The following is a 15,826-nucleotide window of genomic DNA, read 5'->3' as shown; positions in this document are numbered from 1 at the left end:
GCGGAGAGAAAGCATGGCGGGGAATGACCGCGAGCCAATAGGACGTAAGGGTAAACCTGCGCGTCCGGCGAAGGAAAAAATCAGCCGTCGTCGCCTCAGAGATGAGGAGTATGACGATGACTATGAAGACGATGATGAGGATGAACCCATGCCGCGTAAAGGAAAAGGCAAAGGGCGGAAGCCTCGTGGCAGACGCGGCTGGTTCTGGCTGCTGCTGAAGCTGTTTATTATATTTGTTGTTCTGATGGCGATTTACGGTGTGTACCTGGATCAGAAGATCCGCAGCCGTATCGACGGTAAAGTCTGGCAGTTGCCTGCGGCGGTGTACGGTCGCATGGTGAACCTTGAGCCGGACATGTCCATCAGCAAGAACGAAATGGTCAAACTGCTGGAAGCCACGCAGTACCGTCAGGTGTCGAAAATGACCCGTCCTGGCGAGTTTACCGTGCAGGCGAGCAGCATCGAGATGATTCGTCGTCCGTTCGATTTCCCGGACAGCAAAGAGGGGCAGGTGCGCGCGCGTCTGACCTTTGACGGCGACCATCTGGAAACCATCGAGAACCTGGACAGCAACCGTCAGTTCGGTTTCTTCCGTCTCGACCCGCGCCTGATCACCATGCTCTCCTCGCCAAACGGCGAGCAGCGTCTGTTTGTCGCGCGTAATGGCTTCCCGGATCTGCTGGTTGATACCCTGCTGGCCACCGAAGACCGCCACTTCTACGAGCACGACGGCGTGAGCCTGTACTCCATCGGGCGTGCGGTGCTGGCGAACCTGACGGCCGGTCGCACGGTGCAGGGGGCGAGTACCCTGACCCAGCAGCTGGTGAAAAACCTGTTCCTCTCCAGCGAACGCTCTTACTGGCGTAAAGCCAACGAAGCGTACATGGCTGTGCTGATGGACGCCCGCTACAGCAAAGATCGTATTCTTGAGCTGTACATGAACGAGGTGTATCTCGGTCAGAGCGGCGATAACGAAATCCGCGGTTTCCCGTTGGCGAGCCTCTACTACTTTGGCCGTCCGGTGGAAGAGCTGAGCCTCGACCAGCAGGCACTGCTGGTGGGGATGGTGAAAGGCGCGTCAATCTATAACCCGTGGCGCAACCCGAAACTGGCGCTGGAGCGTCGTAACCTGGTTCTGCGCTTGCTGCAACAGCAGCAGGTGATCGATCAGGAGCTGTACGACATGCTGAGCGCGCGTCCGCTGGGTGTGCAGCCGCGCGGTGGCGTGATCTCGCCACAGCCTGCATTTATGCAGATGGTGCGTCAGGAGCTGCAGACCAAACTCGGCGACAAAGTGAAAGATCTCTCCGGCGTGAAGATCTTTACCACCTTTGACTCCGTGGCGCAGGACGCCGCTGAGAAAGCTGCCGTTGACGGCATTCCGGTACTGAAAAAGCAGCGCAAGCTGAGCGATCTGGAAACCGCGATGGTCGTCGTCGATCGTTATAGCGGTGAAGTGCGCGCGATGGTTGGCGGGGCAGAGCCGCAGTTTGCGGGCTACAACCGTGCGATGCAGGCGCGTCGTTCGATTGGTTCTCTGGCAAAACCGGCGACCTATCTGACTGCTCTGAGCCAGCCGAATCAGTATCGACTCAATACCTGGATTGCCGATGCGCCGATTGCGTTGCGTCAGCCGAATGGCCAGGTATGGTCTCCGCAGAACGACGATAAACAGTTCAGCGGCCAGGTGATGCTGGTGGATGCCCTGACGCGCTCGATGAACGTCCCGACGGTTAACCTCGGTATGGCGCTGGGTCTGCCGGCGATCACCGACACCTGGCAGAAACTGGGTGTGCCAAAAGATCAGCTGCACCCGGTGCCAGCGATGATTCTGGGGGCGCTGAACCTGACGCCTATCGAAGTGGCGCAAGCGTTCCAGACCATCGCCAGCGGCGGTAACCGTGCGCAGCTCTCTGCGGTGCGCTCGGTGATTGCTGAAGACGGTACGGTGCTTTATCAGAGCTTCCCGCAGGCAGAACGCGTAGTTCCCGCGCAGGCTGCTTATATGACCCTGTGGACCATGCAGCAAGTGGTGCAGCGCGGTACGGGTCGCCAGCTGGGCGCGAAATATCCGGGCCTGCATCTGGCGGGTAAAACCGGGACCACCAACAACAACGTCGATACCTGGTTTGCCGGGATTGATGGCCGCGAAGTGGTGATCACCTGGGTTGGACGTGATAACAACCAGCCGACCCGTCTGTACGGTGCGAGCGGCGCGATGTCCATCTACCAGCGTTACCTGACCAACCAGTCGCCGGTGCCGCTGAACCTGACGCCGCCGGAAGATATCGTCGATATGGGCGTGGATGAGTCGGGTAACTTCGTCTGCGGCGGCGGGATGCGTTCCCTGCCGGTCTGGACGGACAAACCGGAATCACTGTGTCAGCAAAGCCAGCCAGAACAGCCGACGGGCAACCCGTTTGAGCAGTCTCAGCCTCAACAGCAGCCGCAGCAACAACAGCAGCAGCCGCAGAATGAGAAGAAAGACAGCGACGGCGTGGCGGGCTGGATCAAAGATATGTTCGGCAGTAACTAAGTCTGAGAATTCCCTCTCCTCCGGGAGAGGGAGTTTATTCACGCATAAAGAACATATTCCTAACCCTTATTTAATCCTGCTTTAACTCCTCATTTTCCCTCTGGTTATTTCTTAAACCCTCAATTCTTGTAGGGCCGCATATCGCTTGCTATGCCGCCAGCGTTTCGCATATTATTCTGCGGTCATAATAATAATTCTCGTTTACGTTATCATTCACTCTTTCATCAGAGATATACCAATGGCGCTCAAAACTGCTCAGCCAAAGAGTCCTTCGCTGCGTAAAATCGCGGTCGTTGTAGCCACAGCGGTAGGCGGCATGTCTGCTTTTGCACATGCGGCTGACACCCCCAAAAAAGAAGACACCATTACGGTGACGGCGGCCCCAGCGGCACAAGAAAGTGCATGGGGACCGGCACCTACGATTGCGGCCAAACGCTCCGCAACGGCAACTAAAACTGATACCCCAATTGAAAAGACACCTCAGTCTGTTTCCGTGGTGACTAGCGAAGAGATGCAAATGCATCAATTCAACTCAGTGAAAGAGGCGTTGGGTTACACTCCTGGCGTGACGGTGAATAGCCGTGGGGCTTCTAATACCTATGATTTTGTCATCATCCGCGGTTTCTCCTCTGTAGGTCTTAATCAGAACAATTATCTGGATGGTCTGAAACTTCAGGGTAACTTCTACAACGATGCGGTAATCGACCCTTACATGCTCGAACGCGTTGAATTGATGCGTGGCCCGACGTCCGTTCTTTACGGGAAAAGTAACCCGGGCGGTATTATTTCAATGGTGAGCAAGCGCCCGACGACTGAGCCATTAAAAGAAGTTCAGTTCAAAATGGGGACAGACAATCTCTTCCAGACTGGTTTTGACTTTAGCGATTCACTGGATGATAACGGTGAATTCTCGTACCGCCTGACAGGCCTGGCGCGCTCGACGAATGAGCAACAAATTAACTCTGAATCCCAGCGCTACGCCATTGCACCATCATTCTCATGGCGTCCGGATGACAAAACTAACTTTACGTTCTTGTCCTATTTCCAGAATGAACCGGAAACAGGCTATTACGGTTGGTTGCCTAAAGAAGGAACTGTTGAACCATTGCCAAACGGCAAGCGTTTGCCAACGGACTTCAATGAAGGCGCGTCGAACAATACCTATTCCCGTAACCAGAAAATGGTCGGTTATAGCTTTGAACATGGCTTCAACGACACCTTTACCGTGCGTCAGAATCTGCGTTTCGCTGAAATGAAAACGTCTCAGAAAAGTGTTTATGGAACCGGTATCGCAGCAGATGGCCATACGCTGAACCGTGGAACGGTTGTTGACAATGAACGTTTGCAAAACTTTAGTGTTGATACACAACTGGAGAGCAAGTTTGCAACTGGCGGCGTAGATCACACCTTATTGACCGGTGTGGATTATATGCGTATGCGTAATGACATTAACGCAGCTTTTGGCAGTGCGCCGCCTATCGATCTTAACGGTAACTATACGCCTGAAGACTTCACATTTGGCGATGCCGTCCCATATCAAATGAACGAGAGTAAGCAGACTGGCCTGTACATTCAGGATCAAGCTGAGTGGGATAAATGGGTGCTTACACTTGGTGGTCGTTATGACTGGTCTCAGCAGGCCACTACTGTCCGTAGTGATAACGGTTATATTGAACGTAACGACCATAAGTTTACCTGGCGTGGGGGTGTGAACTACCTGTTTGATAATGGGATTTCACCGTACTTTAGTTATAGCCAGTCGTTTGAGCCTAGTGCATTCGATCTCTGGAGCACACCACGTGTTTCCTACGCACCTTCAAAGGGTGAGCAGTATGAAGCTGGCGTGAAGTATGTGCCGAAGGACAAGCCAATCGTGGTGACAGGTGCGTTGTATCAGTTGACCAAAACTAACAACCTGACTGCCGACCCTTCGAATCCTTTGGGTCAGATTCCTGCGGGCGAGATTCGTGCTCGTGGTGTTGAACTGGAAGCGAAAGCAGCGCTGACAGCAAATATCAATATGACGGCTTCTTATACCTATACCGACGCTGAATATACAAAAGATACCAACCTGAAAGGCAATACCCCGGAGCAGGTGCCTGAGCACATGGCCTCCCTGTGGGGTGACTACACCTTTAACAACGGCCCATTGTCAGGATTAACATTAGGAACCGGTGGACGTTTCATCGGGTCTAGTTATGGAGACCCGGCTAACAGCTTTAAAGTCGGTAGTGCTGCCGTTATGGATGCTGTAGTTAAGTATGATCTCGCTCGTTTTGGTATGGCAGGATCAAGTGTTGCGGTTAATGTGAACAACTTGCTTGATCGCGAGTACGTCGCAAGCTGCTTCCAGACCTACGGCTGCTTCTGGGGTGCTGAACGCCAGGTTGTCGCCACGGCGACCTTCCGCTTCTAATCTCTCTTCGGGCACGGTTCGCCGTGCCCTTTAACAAGTTGGCCACTATGCAGGAAATTAGACCGCACTCCGATACCACGTTTGCGCTTAATAACACCTCCTTTCGCGTCCCTGGACGCACGCTGCTGCATCCGCTCTCTTTGACATTCCCTGTCGGCAAAGTCACGGGCCTTATCGGTCACAACGGTTCGGGTAAATCCACGCTGCTCAAAATGCTGGGTCGCCATCAGCCGCCGTCCGAAGGGGAGATCCTGCTCGACGGGCAGCCGCTTGAGAGCTGGAAAAGCAAAGCCTTTGCCCGCAAAGTCGCCTATCTGCCGCAGCAACTGCCGCAGGCTGAAGGGATGACCGTGCGCGAACTGGTGGCGATTGGACGTTATCCGTGGCACGGCGCGCTCGGGCGGTTTGGTGTGGCTGACAGAGAGAAAGTGGAAGAGGCGATCGCGCTGGTGGGGTTAAAACCGCTGGCGCACCGTCTGGTGGATAGCCTCTCCGGCGGCGAGCGTCAGCGCGCGTGGATCGCGATGCTGGTGGCTCAAGACAGTAACTGCCTGCTGCTGGACGAACCGACCTCGGCGCTGGACATCGCCCATCAGGTGGATGTGCTGGCGCTGATTCATCGCCTCAGCCAGCAGAAAGGGCTGACGGTGATCGCCGTTCTGCACGATATCAATATGGCAGCGCGCTACTGCGATTATCTGGTGGCCCTGCGCGGGGGCGAGATGATTGCGCAAGGTACGCCGTCTGAGCTGATGCGCGGCGAAACGCTGGAACTGATCTACGGTATTCCAATGGGTATCCTGCCTCACCCGTCAGGGGCTGCACCGGTGAGCTTTGTGTATTGATGCTGGATCCAACGTTGATAAGTCGCCGTCGGTTACTGACGGCGCTGGCGCTTTCGCCACTGCTGTTAAAAATGAATACCGCGCGTGCGGCTTCTATTGATCCGCACCGCATCGTGGCGCTGGAGTGGCTGCCGGTTGAGCTGATGCTGGCGCTGGGCATCGCGCCGTACGGCGTGGCGGATATTCCTAACTACAACATGTGGGTCAACGAGCCGAAGATCCCCGCGTCAACTATCGATATCGGCCTGCGCACCGAGCCGAATCTCGAACTCCTGACGCAGATGAAACCCTCGTTTTTGGTCTGGTCTGCGGGCTACGGCCCTTCGCCGGAGACACTGGCACGCATTGCGCCGGGCCGGGGGTTCACCTTCAGCGACGGTAAAAAACCGCTGACCATGGCGCGTCATTCGATTAATGAAATGGCCCAGCTTCTGGACCGCGAGGCGGCGGCAAAACAGCACCTCGACCATTTCGACGGTTTTATCGATTCGCTCAAACCCCGCTTTGCCGCGCGCGGCAACCGTCCGTTGCTGATGGTTACGCTGCTGGATGCGCGTCATGTGCTGGTGTTTGGCAAAAACTGTCTGTTCCAGGAAGTGCTCGATCGCTTCGCTATTACGAATGCCTGGGAAGGGGAGATGACCTTCTGGGGCAGTACCACCGTCGGCATCGATCGTCTGGCGCAATTCCGCGATGTAGACGTGCTCTGTTTCGATCATGGCAATGATCGTGAGATGCAAACCCTGATGTCGACGCCGCTGTGGCAGGCGATGCCGTTCGTGCGCGAGCAGCGTTTCCAGCGTGTGCCTGCGGTGTGGTTCTACGGAGCGACGCTGTCGGCGATGCACTTTGCCCGCGTGCTTGATGGCGCATTGGGAGGCAAAGCATGAGATCGCGGATCGCGCTTTTCCCGACGCTGCTGTTAACCGTCGTTTTCATCGTCGCACTGTTTTTAACCTGGTCAAATCTGTCGATTGCGCTGCCGCGCGCGCAGTGGGGCCAGGCCTTCTCCGTACCGGATATCGATAACATCCAGCAGATGCTGTTCCACTACAGCCTGTTGCCACGCCTGGCGATTTCATTGCTGGTGGGCGCGGGGCTGGGGCTGGTCGGCGTTCTGTTCCAGCAGGTGCTGCGTAACCCGCTGGCGGAACCGACGACGCTTGGCGTCGCCACTGGCGCACAGCTTGGTATCACCATCACCACGCTCTGGGCGCTGCCCGGCGCACTCACCAGCCAGTTCGCTGCGCTGGCGGGGGCCTGTGTTGTCGGTGCGCTGGTCTTCGGTGTGGCGTGGGGAAAACGTCTTTCTCCGGTAACGCTGATTCTGGCGGGGCTGGTGGTGAGCCTCTACTGCGGGGCCATCAACCAGCTGCTGGTGCTGTTCCATCACGACGAGCTGCAAAGCATGTTCCTGTGGAGCACCGGGACGCTGACCCAGACCGACTGGAGTATCGTGCAACGCCTGTGGCCACAGCTGATCGGCGGCGTAGTGCTGACCCTGCTGCTGCTGCGTCCGCTGACGCTGATGGGGCTGGATGATGGCGTGGCGCGCAATCTCGGGTTGGCGCTTTCCCTGGCACGTCTCGCCGCGCTGACGCTGGCGATTGTGCTCAGCGCACTGCTGGTAAATGCGGTCGGGATTATCGGCTTTATCGGGCTGTTTGCACCGTTGCTGGCGAAAATGCTCGGTGCGCGTCGCCTGCTGTCGCGACTGATGCTGGCGCCGTTAATTGGGGCGTTGATCCTCTGGCTGTCGGATCAAATCATTCTCTGGCTCGCCCGCGTGTGGATGGAAGTCTCCACCGGTTCCGTCACCGCATTGATTGGCGCGCCGCTGTTGCTGTGGCTGCTGCCGCGTCTGCGCAGCATGAGCGCGCCCGCGATGGACGCCGGGGATAAAGTCTATGCCGAGCGTCAGCACATTCAGTGGTTTGTGCTGACCGGGCTGATCGTGTTGCTGATTGTCGCGTGGATTGCCCTCTCACTGGGGCGCGATGCCAGCGGCTGGCACTGGGCGACAGGCCCGATGCTGGATGAATTGCTGCAATGGCGCTGGCCGCGTATTTTCTCTGCGTTGATCGCAGGCGTGATGCTGGCGGTCGCCGGGTGCATTATCCAGCGTCTGACGGGTAACCCGATGGCCAGCCCGGAAGTGCTGGGCATCAGCTCCGGCGCGGCGTTTGGTGTGGTGATGATGCTGTTCTTCGTACCGGGCGATGCGTTTGGCTGGCTGATGCCTGCGGGCAGTATCGGTGCTGCCGCCACGCTGATGATCATTATGATCGCCGCCGGTCGCGGGGGCTTTTCACCGCACCGGATGCTGCTTGCCGGTATGGCGCTTAGCACTGCATTTACCATGTTGTTGATGATGCTGCAGGCCAGCGGCGATCCGCGCATGGCGCAGATCCTGACCTGGATTTCTGGTTCGACTTACGGCGCGACGGGGGCACAGGTGGTGCATTCCGGGATTGCGATGATCTTGCTGCTGGCAATCACGCCGTTGTGCCGCCGCTGGATGACGATTCTGCCGCTGGGCGGTGAAACGGCACGCGCGGTCGGGATTGCACTGACGCCCTCGCGCGTCGGATTGCTGCTGCTGGCGGCCTGCCTGACCGCCGTCGCGACCATGACCATCGGCCCACTGAGTTTTGTTGGTCTGATGGCGCCGCACATCGCGCGCATGATGGGGTTCCGCCGCACGATGCCGCATATCGTGATCTCCGCGCTGGTGGGCGGGATGATACTGGTCATCGCCGACTGGCTGGGCAGGATGGTGCTGTTCCCGTATCAGATCCCGGCGGGGCTGCTGTCGACGTTTATTGGTGCGCCGTACTTTATTTATTTGCTGAGAAAGCAGAGCCGATAAAAAAACGGCAGCCGAGAGGCTGCCGTTGTTCATTTACTTTGTTTGTCGCGTGGCGATTAAAGCTTCGCAAACACCTTACGCGCTGCGTCGATGGTGTTATTGATATCTTCTTCGCTGTGCGCCACGGACATAAAGCCCGCTTCAAACGCTGACGGTGCGAGGTACACACCCTCTTCCAGCATCAGATGGAAGAAACGCTTAAAGCGTTCAACGTCGCACTTCACCACGTCCTGATAGCAGGTCACGGTTTTCGCATCGGTGAAGAAGATCCCGAACATGCCGCCCACATGGTTCACCACCAGCGGAATGCCCGTTTCTTCTGCGGCTTCCAGCAGCCCGTTAGCCAGTTGGGTGGTCAAATCGGTCAGGGTTTCGTGGATTCCCGGCTGCGCCACTTCGGTCAGGCAGGCAAAACCTGCCGCCATCGCAATCGGGTTACCGGACAGGGTACCCGCCTGATAAACCGGACCCGTCGGGGCCAGCGCTTCCATCACCTCTTTGCGTCCGCCAAAGGCGCCCACCGGCATACCGCCGCCGATGATTTTGCCCAGACAGGTCAGGTCTGGTACCACGTCGTAATAAGACTGAGCACCTGCCAGCGCCACGCGGAAGCCGGTCATTACTTCGTCGATGATCAGCAGCGCGCCGAATTCGTCGCACAGCGCGCGCAGGCCTGGCAGGAATTCTGGCTGCGGAGGGATACAGTTCATGTTACCCGCGACAGGTTCCACGATGATGCAGGCGATCTCCTGCGGATACTGTTCGAAGGCGGCGCGAACCGTCTCCAGATCGTTATAGGTGCAGGTCAGAGTGTGTTTGGCAAAATCTGCCGGTACGCCCGGAGAGTTCGGCTGTCCGAGGGTCAGCGCGCCGGAACCGGCTTTTACCAGCAGGCAGTCGGCGTGACCGTGATAGCAGCCTTCGAATTTGATGATTTTGTCGCGACCGGTGAAGCCGCGCGCCAGGCGGATAGCGCTCATGGTGGCTTCCGTACCGGAGTTCACCATGCGCACCATGTCCATGGTCGGGACCAGTTCGGTCACCAGCTCCGCCATTTTAACTTCCATCTCGGTAGGTGCACCGAAGCTCAGGCCACGCTGCGCCGCTTCAATTACCGCATTGCGGATAGTCGGGTGGTTGTGACCCAGCACCATCGGACCCCAGGAGCCGACATAATCGATATAGGCTTTGCCGTCCACATCGTACAGATACGCGCCGTCCGCACGTTCAATAAACAGCGGCGTTCCGCCGACGCCGGTAAAGGCGCGAACAGGAGAGTTGACCCCGCCTGGGATTAGCTCGCGTGCTGCACTGTAGAGGTTTTCAGACTTACTCATAGCGTCGTTCCTGGTTCGTAGAAAAGGGTTTAGCCAGCTATTCTAAGGGATTCGCCGAAGGTTATAAAATTTTTGCCCCAATGATCCTGAACAATTGTTTAGGATTTTTCAGGCGACGGGCAGCGTCAGGGGCATTAAAATCCCTGCGTTAATTGTATGACCAATAAAAGAAGCCGTGATGACAGCACAAAACTCCTCTTTTGAAGAACAGCAATTTGCCCGCCAGCGCCGTCGGGTCAGCGTTCGACGCTTATTGAATCGCGACAAAACGCCGCTGGTGATCCTGGTGATGGCCGCGGTAGTCGGGACGCTCGCAGGGCTTGTGGGCGTGGCGTTTGAGAAAGCCGTCAATGGCGTACAAAACTGGCGCATCGGCACGCTTGGCGGGGTGGCCGATAACCCGTGGCTGCTGTGGTCGATGGCTTTTGGCTTGTCGGCGCTTTTGGCAATGCTGGGCTATTTCCTGGTACGCAAATTTGCCCCGGAGGCGGGCGGTTCCGGTATTCCCGAGATCGAAGGCGCGCTAGAAGAGCTGCGTCCGGTGCGCTGGTGGCGCGTGATTCCGGTGAAATTCATCGGTGGGATGGGAACGCTTGGCGCAGGCATGGTGTTAGGCCGTGAAGGGCCAACGGTGCAGCTCGGCGGAAATATCGGGCGGATGGTGGCAGATGTTTTCCGCATGCGCAGCGGCGAAGCACGCCATACGCTGCTGGCGACAGGGGCCGCAGCGGGGCTTTCGGCGGCCTTCAACGCGCCGCTGGCCGGGATACTGTTTATCATCGAAGAGATGCGCCCGCAGTTTCGCTACAACCTTATCTCGATCAAGGCGGTCTTCACTGGCGTGATCATGTCGAGCATTGTGTTTCGCATTTTCAACGGCGAATCCGCAGTCATTGAGGTGGGTAAGCTCACCAATGCGCCGGTGAACACGCTGTGGCTGTATCTGATTCTGGGGATGATTTTTGGCGTGCTGGGGCCGCTGTTTAATTTCCTGATACTCAAAACACAGGATATGTTCCAGCGCATTCACGGCGGTAATATCACGAAATGGGTGTTGATCGGCGGTCTGCTCGGCGGGATGTGCGGTGTGCTGGGCGTGATCGAACCGGGTGCCGCAGGCGGCGGATTCAACCTGATTCCCATCGCCGTGGCCGGCAATTTTAGCCTGGGAATGCTGCTGTTTCTGTTTATCTCCCGCGTGGTGACGACGCTGCTCTGTTTTTCGTCGGGCGCCCCGGGCGGAATTTTTGCGCCGATGCTGGCGCTAGGAATGTTGCTCGGCACCGCTTTTGGAATGGCCGCCGCAGCGGGATTTCCGGCGTATGAGTTGCAGGCCGGGACCTTTGCCGTTGCCGGAATGGGGGCGCTGCTGGCGGCGTCGTTGCGCGCGCCGCTGACCGCCATCGTGCTGGTTCTGGAGATGACCGACAATTATCAGCTCATTTTGCCAATGATCATTACCTGTCTCGGCGCGACACTATTAGCCCAATTCCTGGGCGGAAAGCCGTTATACTCCACCATTCTTGCGCGTACCCTGGCGAAGCAGGAGGCGGCACTGGCTGAGAAGCAGAATACTTGAATGAATTACCAGGGTATTAGATAATGAAAAAAAGAATTGGATGTTTTTTAATCCGATTCAGTAGCAGTATTCATGGGAGCAAAAAATGAGTGATGACGTAGCGCTGCCGTTGCAGTTTACCGAAGCAGCAGCCATTAAAGTGAAAAGCCTGATTGCGGATGAAAATAATCCGGAGCTGAAACTGCGTGTTTATATTACCGGCGGTGGTTGCAGCGGCTTCCAGTATGGTTTCACCTTTGACGATCAGATTAACGACGGTGATATGACCATTGAGAAGCAGGGTGTCGCGCTGGTCGTTGACCCGATGAGCCTGCAATATCTGGTCGGTGGCGCGGTGGATTACACCGAAGGCCTGGAAGGTTCGCGCTTTGTGGTGACTAACCCGAACGCGAAAAGCACCTGTGGGTGTGGATCTTCGTTCAGTATTTAATTGTGATGCGGCCTTTTCCGACCAGGAGAGGGTACGAACACCAAAAACGGCAACCTTGGGTTGCCGTTTTGCTTTTACCTTCCGTTTTCATCCAGTGCAAATGTCGGCAGCTTCAGGTGCCAGCGAATTGCCGCCAGACGAATCACCAGCGTCACCACCATGCCGATCATCGCTGCGGTTTCCAGCTCTACGCCAAAGGTGTAGAACGCGGTTGCGTGGACAATTCCGCCGATAATACAGGCGGTGGCGTAGATTTCGGTGCGCAGAATCATTGGGATTTCGCGCGCCAGAATATCGCGGATAATCCCGCCGCCGACGCCGGTCAATACGCCCATGCAGATTGCCACCAGCGGACCGGTTCCTGCCATGAAGGCTTTATTGACGCCAATCCCGACAAACACCGCCAGACCCACGGCATCAAGCACCGGCAGGATCCATTTTGGTAACCGGCGTGGCTGGCGCACCAGCACGATGGTCAGCAGGCACGTCACCATCGCGACCACCAGGTCGGTGGGATCTTTGACCCAAAACACCGGGCCATGATCGAGCGCCATATCGCGGATTGTGCCCCCGCCGACGGCCGTCACCACGCCAAGCACTAATACGCCAAAGGGGTCCATGCGTAATTTGCCCGCAAGCAGAACGCCGGAGATAGCAAAAACGGCTGTGCCAAGGATATCCAGCCAATAAACGAGCATTTTTCAATCCTCAGAGGATGAGGGCCTAATTAATGGCTCTGCGCCAGGGCAGAGCAGAGTTGTTTTGCGGCGAGGATAATACGCGGGCTTGCCCGTTCAAACCAGTCACTGTGTAGGGCAATAACGGGAATTTTTAGCTGGCTTTGCCAGAAATTTTCAATTTTCGGAATCTCACTCGCATTCCCTATCACCACAATGGCCTGTGGCTGACGCGCCAGTACCTGTTCGCGGCTGACCTGAGGCCAGGGAACGCGGCTTGCTGCGAAGATATTTTCACCGCCACACACTTCCAGAACCTGATTCTGAATCGACCCTTTTCCGGTGGTAAACAGCGGCTGGCTGCCAAACTGCAGGAAGACGCGCTTTTTCACCGGCGTGTCGTATTTTTTCTTCAGTGCAGCGTAGTCGTTCAGCATTTGCTGTGCGGCCTGCAGCGCTTTTTCAGGTGTCGGGCTCCAGGGGGCTAAATCACGTAATGCCTGCGCCACTTGCTCAATGCTGATGGCATCGACCCACAGCACTTTAATGCCGAGCGATGAGAGCTGATTGACCTGACGTTCGGCATTCCCGCCGCGCCAGGCAAGCACCAGGTCCGGCTTTAGCGCCACGATGCGCTCGAGATTCATCCCCTGCCAGGTCGAGACCTCTTCGATCTTTTTCGCTTCCGGGGGATAGTCAGAAAAGCTGCTCACACCCACGGGGGTGATCCCGGCGGCAAAAGCCAGTTCCGTATTGGCGGGGGAGAGGGTGATAACACGCGGCGCGGCCACAAGCCACGCCGGTGCAAGTAAGAAGAGGGCGACCAGCGCCCTTGCATACTTAGCCACGCGCCAGTTTCTGCACCAGGGTTTCGACCATGATGGTGGACTGTTTGGCGGCAACTGCCAGGAACTCGTCGAAGCTCAGGTGGGATTGCTGATCGGCCACGTCGGAGATGGCGCGAACCACCACAAACGGCACGCTGAAGTTGTGGCACACATGTGCAATAGCGGTCGCTTCCATCTCTACGGCAATCGCCTGAGGGAAGTTGTGGCGGATTTTCGCCAGACCGACAGAGCCGTTGATGAACGCATCACCGCTGACAATCAGACCGCGCACGGCGTTCAGGTTCAGCTCGGCGATGCAGCTTTCTGCGGCAGCAATCAGCTTATCGTCGGCTTTAAAGCCTGCCGGGCAGCCAGGCAGCTGGCCATATTCGTAACCGAATGCCGTGACATCGGCATCGTGATAGCGCGCTTCATCGGAGACCACGATATCGCCCACTTTCAGCGTAGGAGCCAGACCGCCCGCAGAACCGGTGTTGATGATTACGTCCGGTTTGCAGCGCTCAAGCAGCAGGGTCGCGCCCAGTGCTGCCGCCACTTTACCGATGCCTGATTTCAGCAGAGCGACGTCAGTTCCGTTCAGCTGGCCGGTGTAGATTTCACATCCACCCAGAGAGAGCGTCTGACAGTTCTCAATTTTGTCACGCAGCAGCGTAACTTCTTCTTCCATTGCACCAATAATGCCGATTTTCATAGATTTACTCGCGATGTGCCTTGTTAAGATGCATAGTCTATCATGCGCATCAGGGGAAACGCATTCTCAGGCGGGGGAGCTCATGGCACCAATCGATTTTCGCAACAAAATTAACTGGCATCGTCGTTTCCGTTCTCCGCAGGGAGAAAAGAGTGAGCACGAGATCCTGCGTATCTTCGAAAGCGATCGCGGGCGCATTGTGAACTCCCCGGCGATCCGCCGCCTGCAACAAAAAACCCAGGTGTTCCCGCTGGAGCGTAATGCCGCGGTTCGCACGCGCCTCACCCATTCCATGGAAGTACAGCAGGTCGGGCGTTACATCGCCAAAGAGATTTTAAGTCGCCTGAAAGAGCAGCGTTTGCTCGAAACCTACGGTCTGGATGAACTGACCGGACCGTTCGAGAGCATCGTAGAGATGGCCTGTCTGATGCATGACATTGGCAACCCGCCGTTTGGTCATTTTGGCGAGGCGGCGATAAACGACTGGTTCAAACAGAAACTGTTCCCCTCCGATGCGGCAAGCCAGCCGCTGAGCGATGACCGTTGTATCGTCAGGGCGCTTCGTCTGCGCGAAGGCGAAGAGACCTTAAACGAATTGCGTCGCAAGGTGCGGCAGGATCTTTGCCAGTTCGAAGGCAATGCGCAGGGGATTCGGCTGGTGCACTCCCTGATGCGCATGAACCTGACGTGGGCGCAGGTCGGCTGCATTCTGAAATACACCCGCCCGGCGTGGTGGATGGGTGAACCGCCCGCGACGCACAGCTATTTAATGAAAAAGCCCGGCTATTATTTATCCGAAGAACGCTATATTGAAAGGCTGCGTAAAGAACTTTCGCTGACCCCGCATGGCCGCTTTCCATTGACCTGGATTATGGAAGCCGCGGACGATATCTCCTATTGCGTGGCCGATCTGGAAGACGCGGTTGAGAAAAGAATATTCAGCGTTGAAGAGCTTTACCAGCATCTTTACGAGGCCTGGGGCACGCATGAGAAAGGCTCTCTGTTTTCTCAGGTGGTCGAAAACGCGTGGGATAAATCGCGTTCTAATTCTTTGAGTCGCAGCACCGAAGATCAGTTCTTCATGTATTTGCGCGTCAATACATTAAATAAACTGGTGCCCTACGCGGCATCACGTTTTATCGATAATTTGCCGGCGATTTTTAGCGGCGAGTTTAATCACGCGCTGCTGGAAGATGACAGCGGTTTCAGCCAACTGCTTGAGTTGTATAAGAACGTTGCGATGCGGCATGTATTTAGCCATCCCGACGTCGAACAGCTGGAATTGCAGGGTTACCGGGTGATCAGCGGCCTGCTGGAAATTTATCGACCGCTGTTGCAATTATCCGTCGACGATTTTACCGAGCTAGTGGAAAAAGATCGTATTAAGCGTCTGCCGATAGAAACGCGGCTGCTGCATAAACTCTCGACACGCCATCGTCTTGCCTACGTCGAAGCGGTGAGTAAAATTGAACGCGATACCGTGCAGTGGCCGGTGCTGGAATATTATTATCGCTGCCGTCTTATTCAGGACTATATCAGCGGAATGACCGATTTGTATGCATGGGATGAATACCGGCGCCTGATGGCAGTGGAATAAT

At 56.4% G+C, this 15,826-nt stretch carries 12 protein-coding genes; 8 read left to right on the top strand and 4 right to left on the bottom strand.

Annotated elements, in window-relative coordinates; all coding sequences use genetic code 11:
* The first annotated feature begins 13 nt into the window (after positions 1-13).
* The 5 genes from mrcB (at position 14) to fhuB (ending at position 8,666) form a co-directional block, all read left to right on the top strand.
* Entirely contained in the window at positions 14-2,536 is a 2,523-nt protein-coding gene (gene mrcB, locus ETG88_RS11110; protein ID WP_129035404.1) for a bifunctional glycosyl transferase/transpeptidase, read from the top strand.
* A gap of 238 nt (positions 2,537-2,774) precedes the next feature.
* Entirely contained in the window at positions 2,775-4,952 is a 2,178-nt protein-coding gene (gene fhuA / locus ETG88_RS11105) for a ferrichrome porin FhuA (protein ID WP_129035403.1), read from the top strand.
* Between the two features lie 47 nt (positions 4,953-4,999).
* Positions 5,000-5,797: a Fe3+-hydroxamate ABC transporter ATP-binding protein FhuC gene (gene fhuC, locus ETG88_RS11100; RefSeq protein ID WP_123429467.1), complete on the top strand. Its 798-nt coding sequence runs from the start codon at positions 5,000-5,002 to the stop codon at positions 5,795-5,797.
* Complete coding sequence (gene fhuD / locus ETG88_RS11095) at positions 5,797-6,687, top strand: Fe(3+)-hydroxamate ABC transporter substrate-binding protein FhuD (RefSeq protein ID WP_129035402.1); 891 nt, start codon at positions 5,797-5,799, stop codon at positions 6,685-6,687. Before fhuC ends, fhuD begins: the two co-directional genes overlap by 1 nt.
* Positions 6,684-8,666, top strand: coding sequence for a Fe(3+)-hydroxamate ABC transporter permease FhuB (gene fhuB / locus ETG88_RS11090; protein WP_129035401.1), 1,983 nt, complete (start codon positions 6,684-6,686; stop codon positions 8,664-8,666). The genes fhuD and fhuB overlap by 4 nt, the downstream gene beginning before the upstream one ends.
* 56 nt (positions 8,667-8,722) lie before the next feature.
* Here the strand turns inward: fhuB and hemL are convergent, their stop codons facing one another.
* A complete protein-coding gene (hemL, locus tag ETG88_RS11085; RefSeq protein ID WP_100777572.1) occupies positions 8,723-10,003 on the bottom strand; it encodes a glutamate-1-semialdehyde 2,1-aminomutase in 1,281 nt (426 codons plus the stop codon).
* A 178-nt stretch (positions 10,004-10,181) separates the two neighbouring features.
* On the opposite strand from hemL, the gene clcA reads away from it, so the two are divergent.
* Both clcA and erpA read left to right on the top strand, forming a co-directional pair.
* Positions 10,182-11,582, top strand: a complete 1,401-nt coding sequence (gene clcA, locus ETG88_RS11080) for a H(+)/Cl(-) exchange transporter ClcA (protein WP_107702230.1) — start codon at positions 10,182-10,184, stop codon at positions 11,580-11,582.
* A gap of 85 nt (positions 11,583-11,667) precedes the next feature.
* Positions 11,668-12,012 carry an iron-sulfur cluster insertion protein ErpA gene (erpA, locus tag ETG88_RS11075; RefSeq protein ID WP_100777570.1) on the top strand — a complete coding sequence of 115 codons (345 nt, stop codon included), beginning with the start codon at positions 11,668-11,670 and terminating at the stop codon, positions 12,010-12,012.
* Positions 12,013-12,086: 74 nt separating this feature from the next.
* Here erpA and ETG88_RS11070 read toward each other — a convergent pair whose 3' ends face one another.
* Genes ETG88_RS11070 through mtnN form a run of 3 tightly spaced genes read right to left on the bottom strand, consistent with a single transcriptional unit; the run spans position 12,087 to position 14,228 of the window.
* Positions 12,087-12,710 (bottom strand): TRIC cation channel family protein, encoded by a 624-nt coding sequence (locus ETG88_RS11070; protein WP_100777569.1) that lies wholly within the window; start codon positions 12,708-12,710, stop codon positions 12,087-12,089.
* Positions 12,711-12,739: 29 nt separating this feature from the next.
* Complete coding sequence (gene btuF, locus ETG88_RS11065; RefSeq protein ID WP_129035400.1) at positions 12,740-13,537, bottom strand: vitamin B12 ABC transporter substrate-binding protein BtuF; 798 nt, start codon at positions 13,535-13,537, stop codon at positions 12,740-12,742.
* On the bottom strand, positions 13,530-14,228 hold the full coding sequence (gene mtnN, locus ETG88_RS11060) for a 5'-methylthioadenosine/S-adenosylhomocysteine nucleosidase (RefSeq protein ID WP_100777567.1): 699 nt from the start codon (positions 14,226-14,228) through the stop codon (positions 13,530-13,532). The genes btuF and mtnN overlap by 8 nt, the downstream gene beginning before the upstream one ends.
* Positions 14,229-14,310: 82 nt before the next feature.
* Here mtnN and dgt point away from each other — a divergent pair, with 82 nt between their 5' ends.
* Complete coding sequence (dgt, locus tag ETG88_RS11055; protein ID WP_123429462.1) at positions 14,311-15,825, top strand: dGTPase; 1,515 nt, start codon at positions 14,311-14,313, stop codon at positions 15,823-15,825.
* The last annotated feature ends 1 nt before the right edge of the window (position 15,826 follow it).

The organism is Lelliottia nimipressuralis (genome assembly GCF_004115925.1).
GTDB classification, from domain to species: domain Bacteria; phylum Pseudomonadota; class Gammaproteobacteria; order Enterobacterales; family Enterobacteriaceae; genus Enterobacter; species Enterobacter nimipressuralis.
Note: the sequence above shows the minus strand (reverse complement) of the source record. Positions and strands in the feature narration are given on the sequence as shown.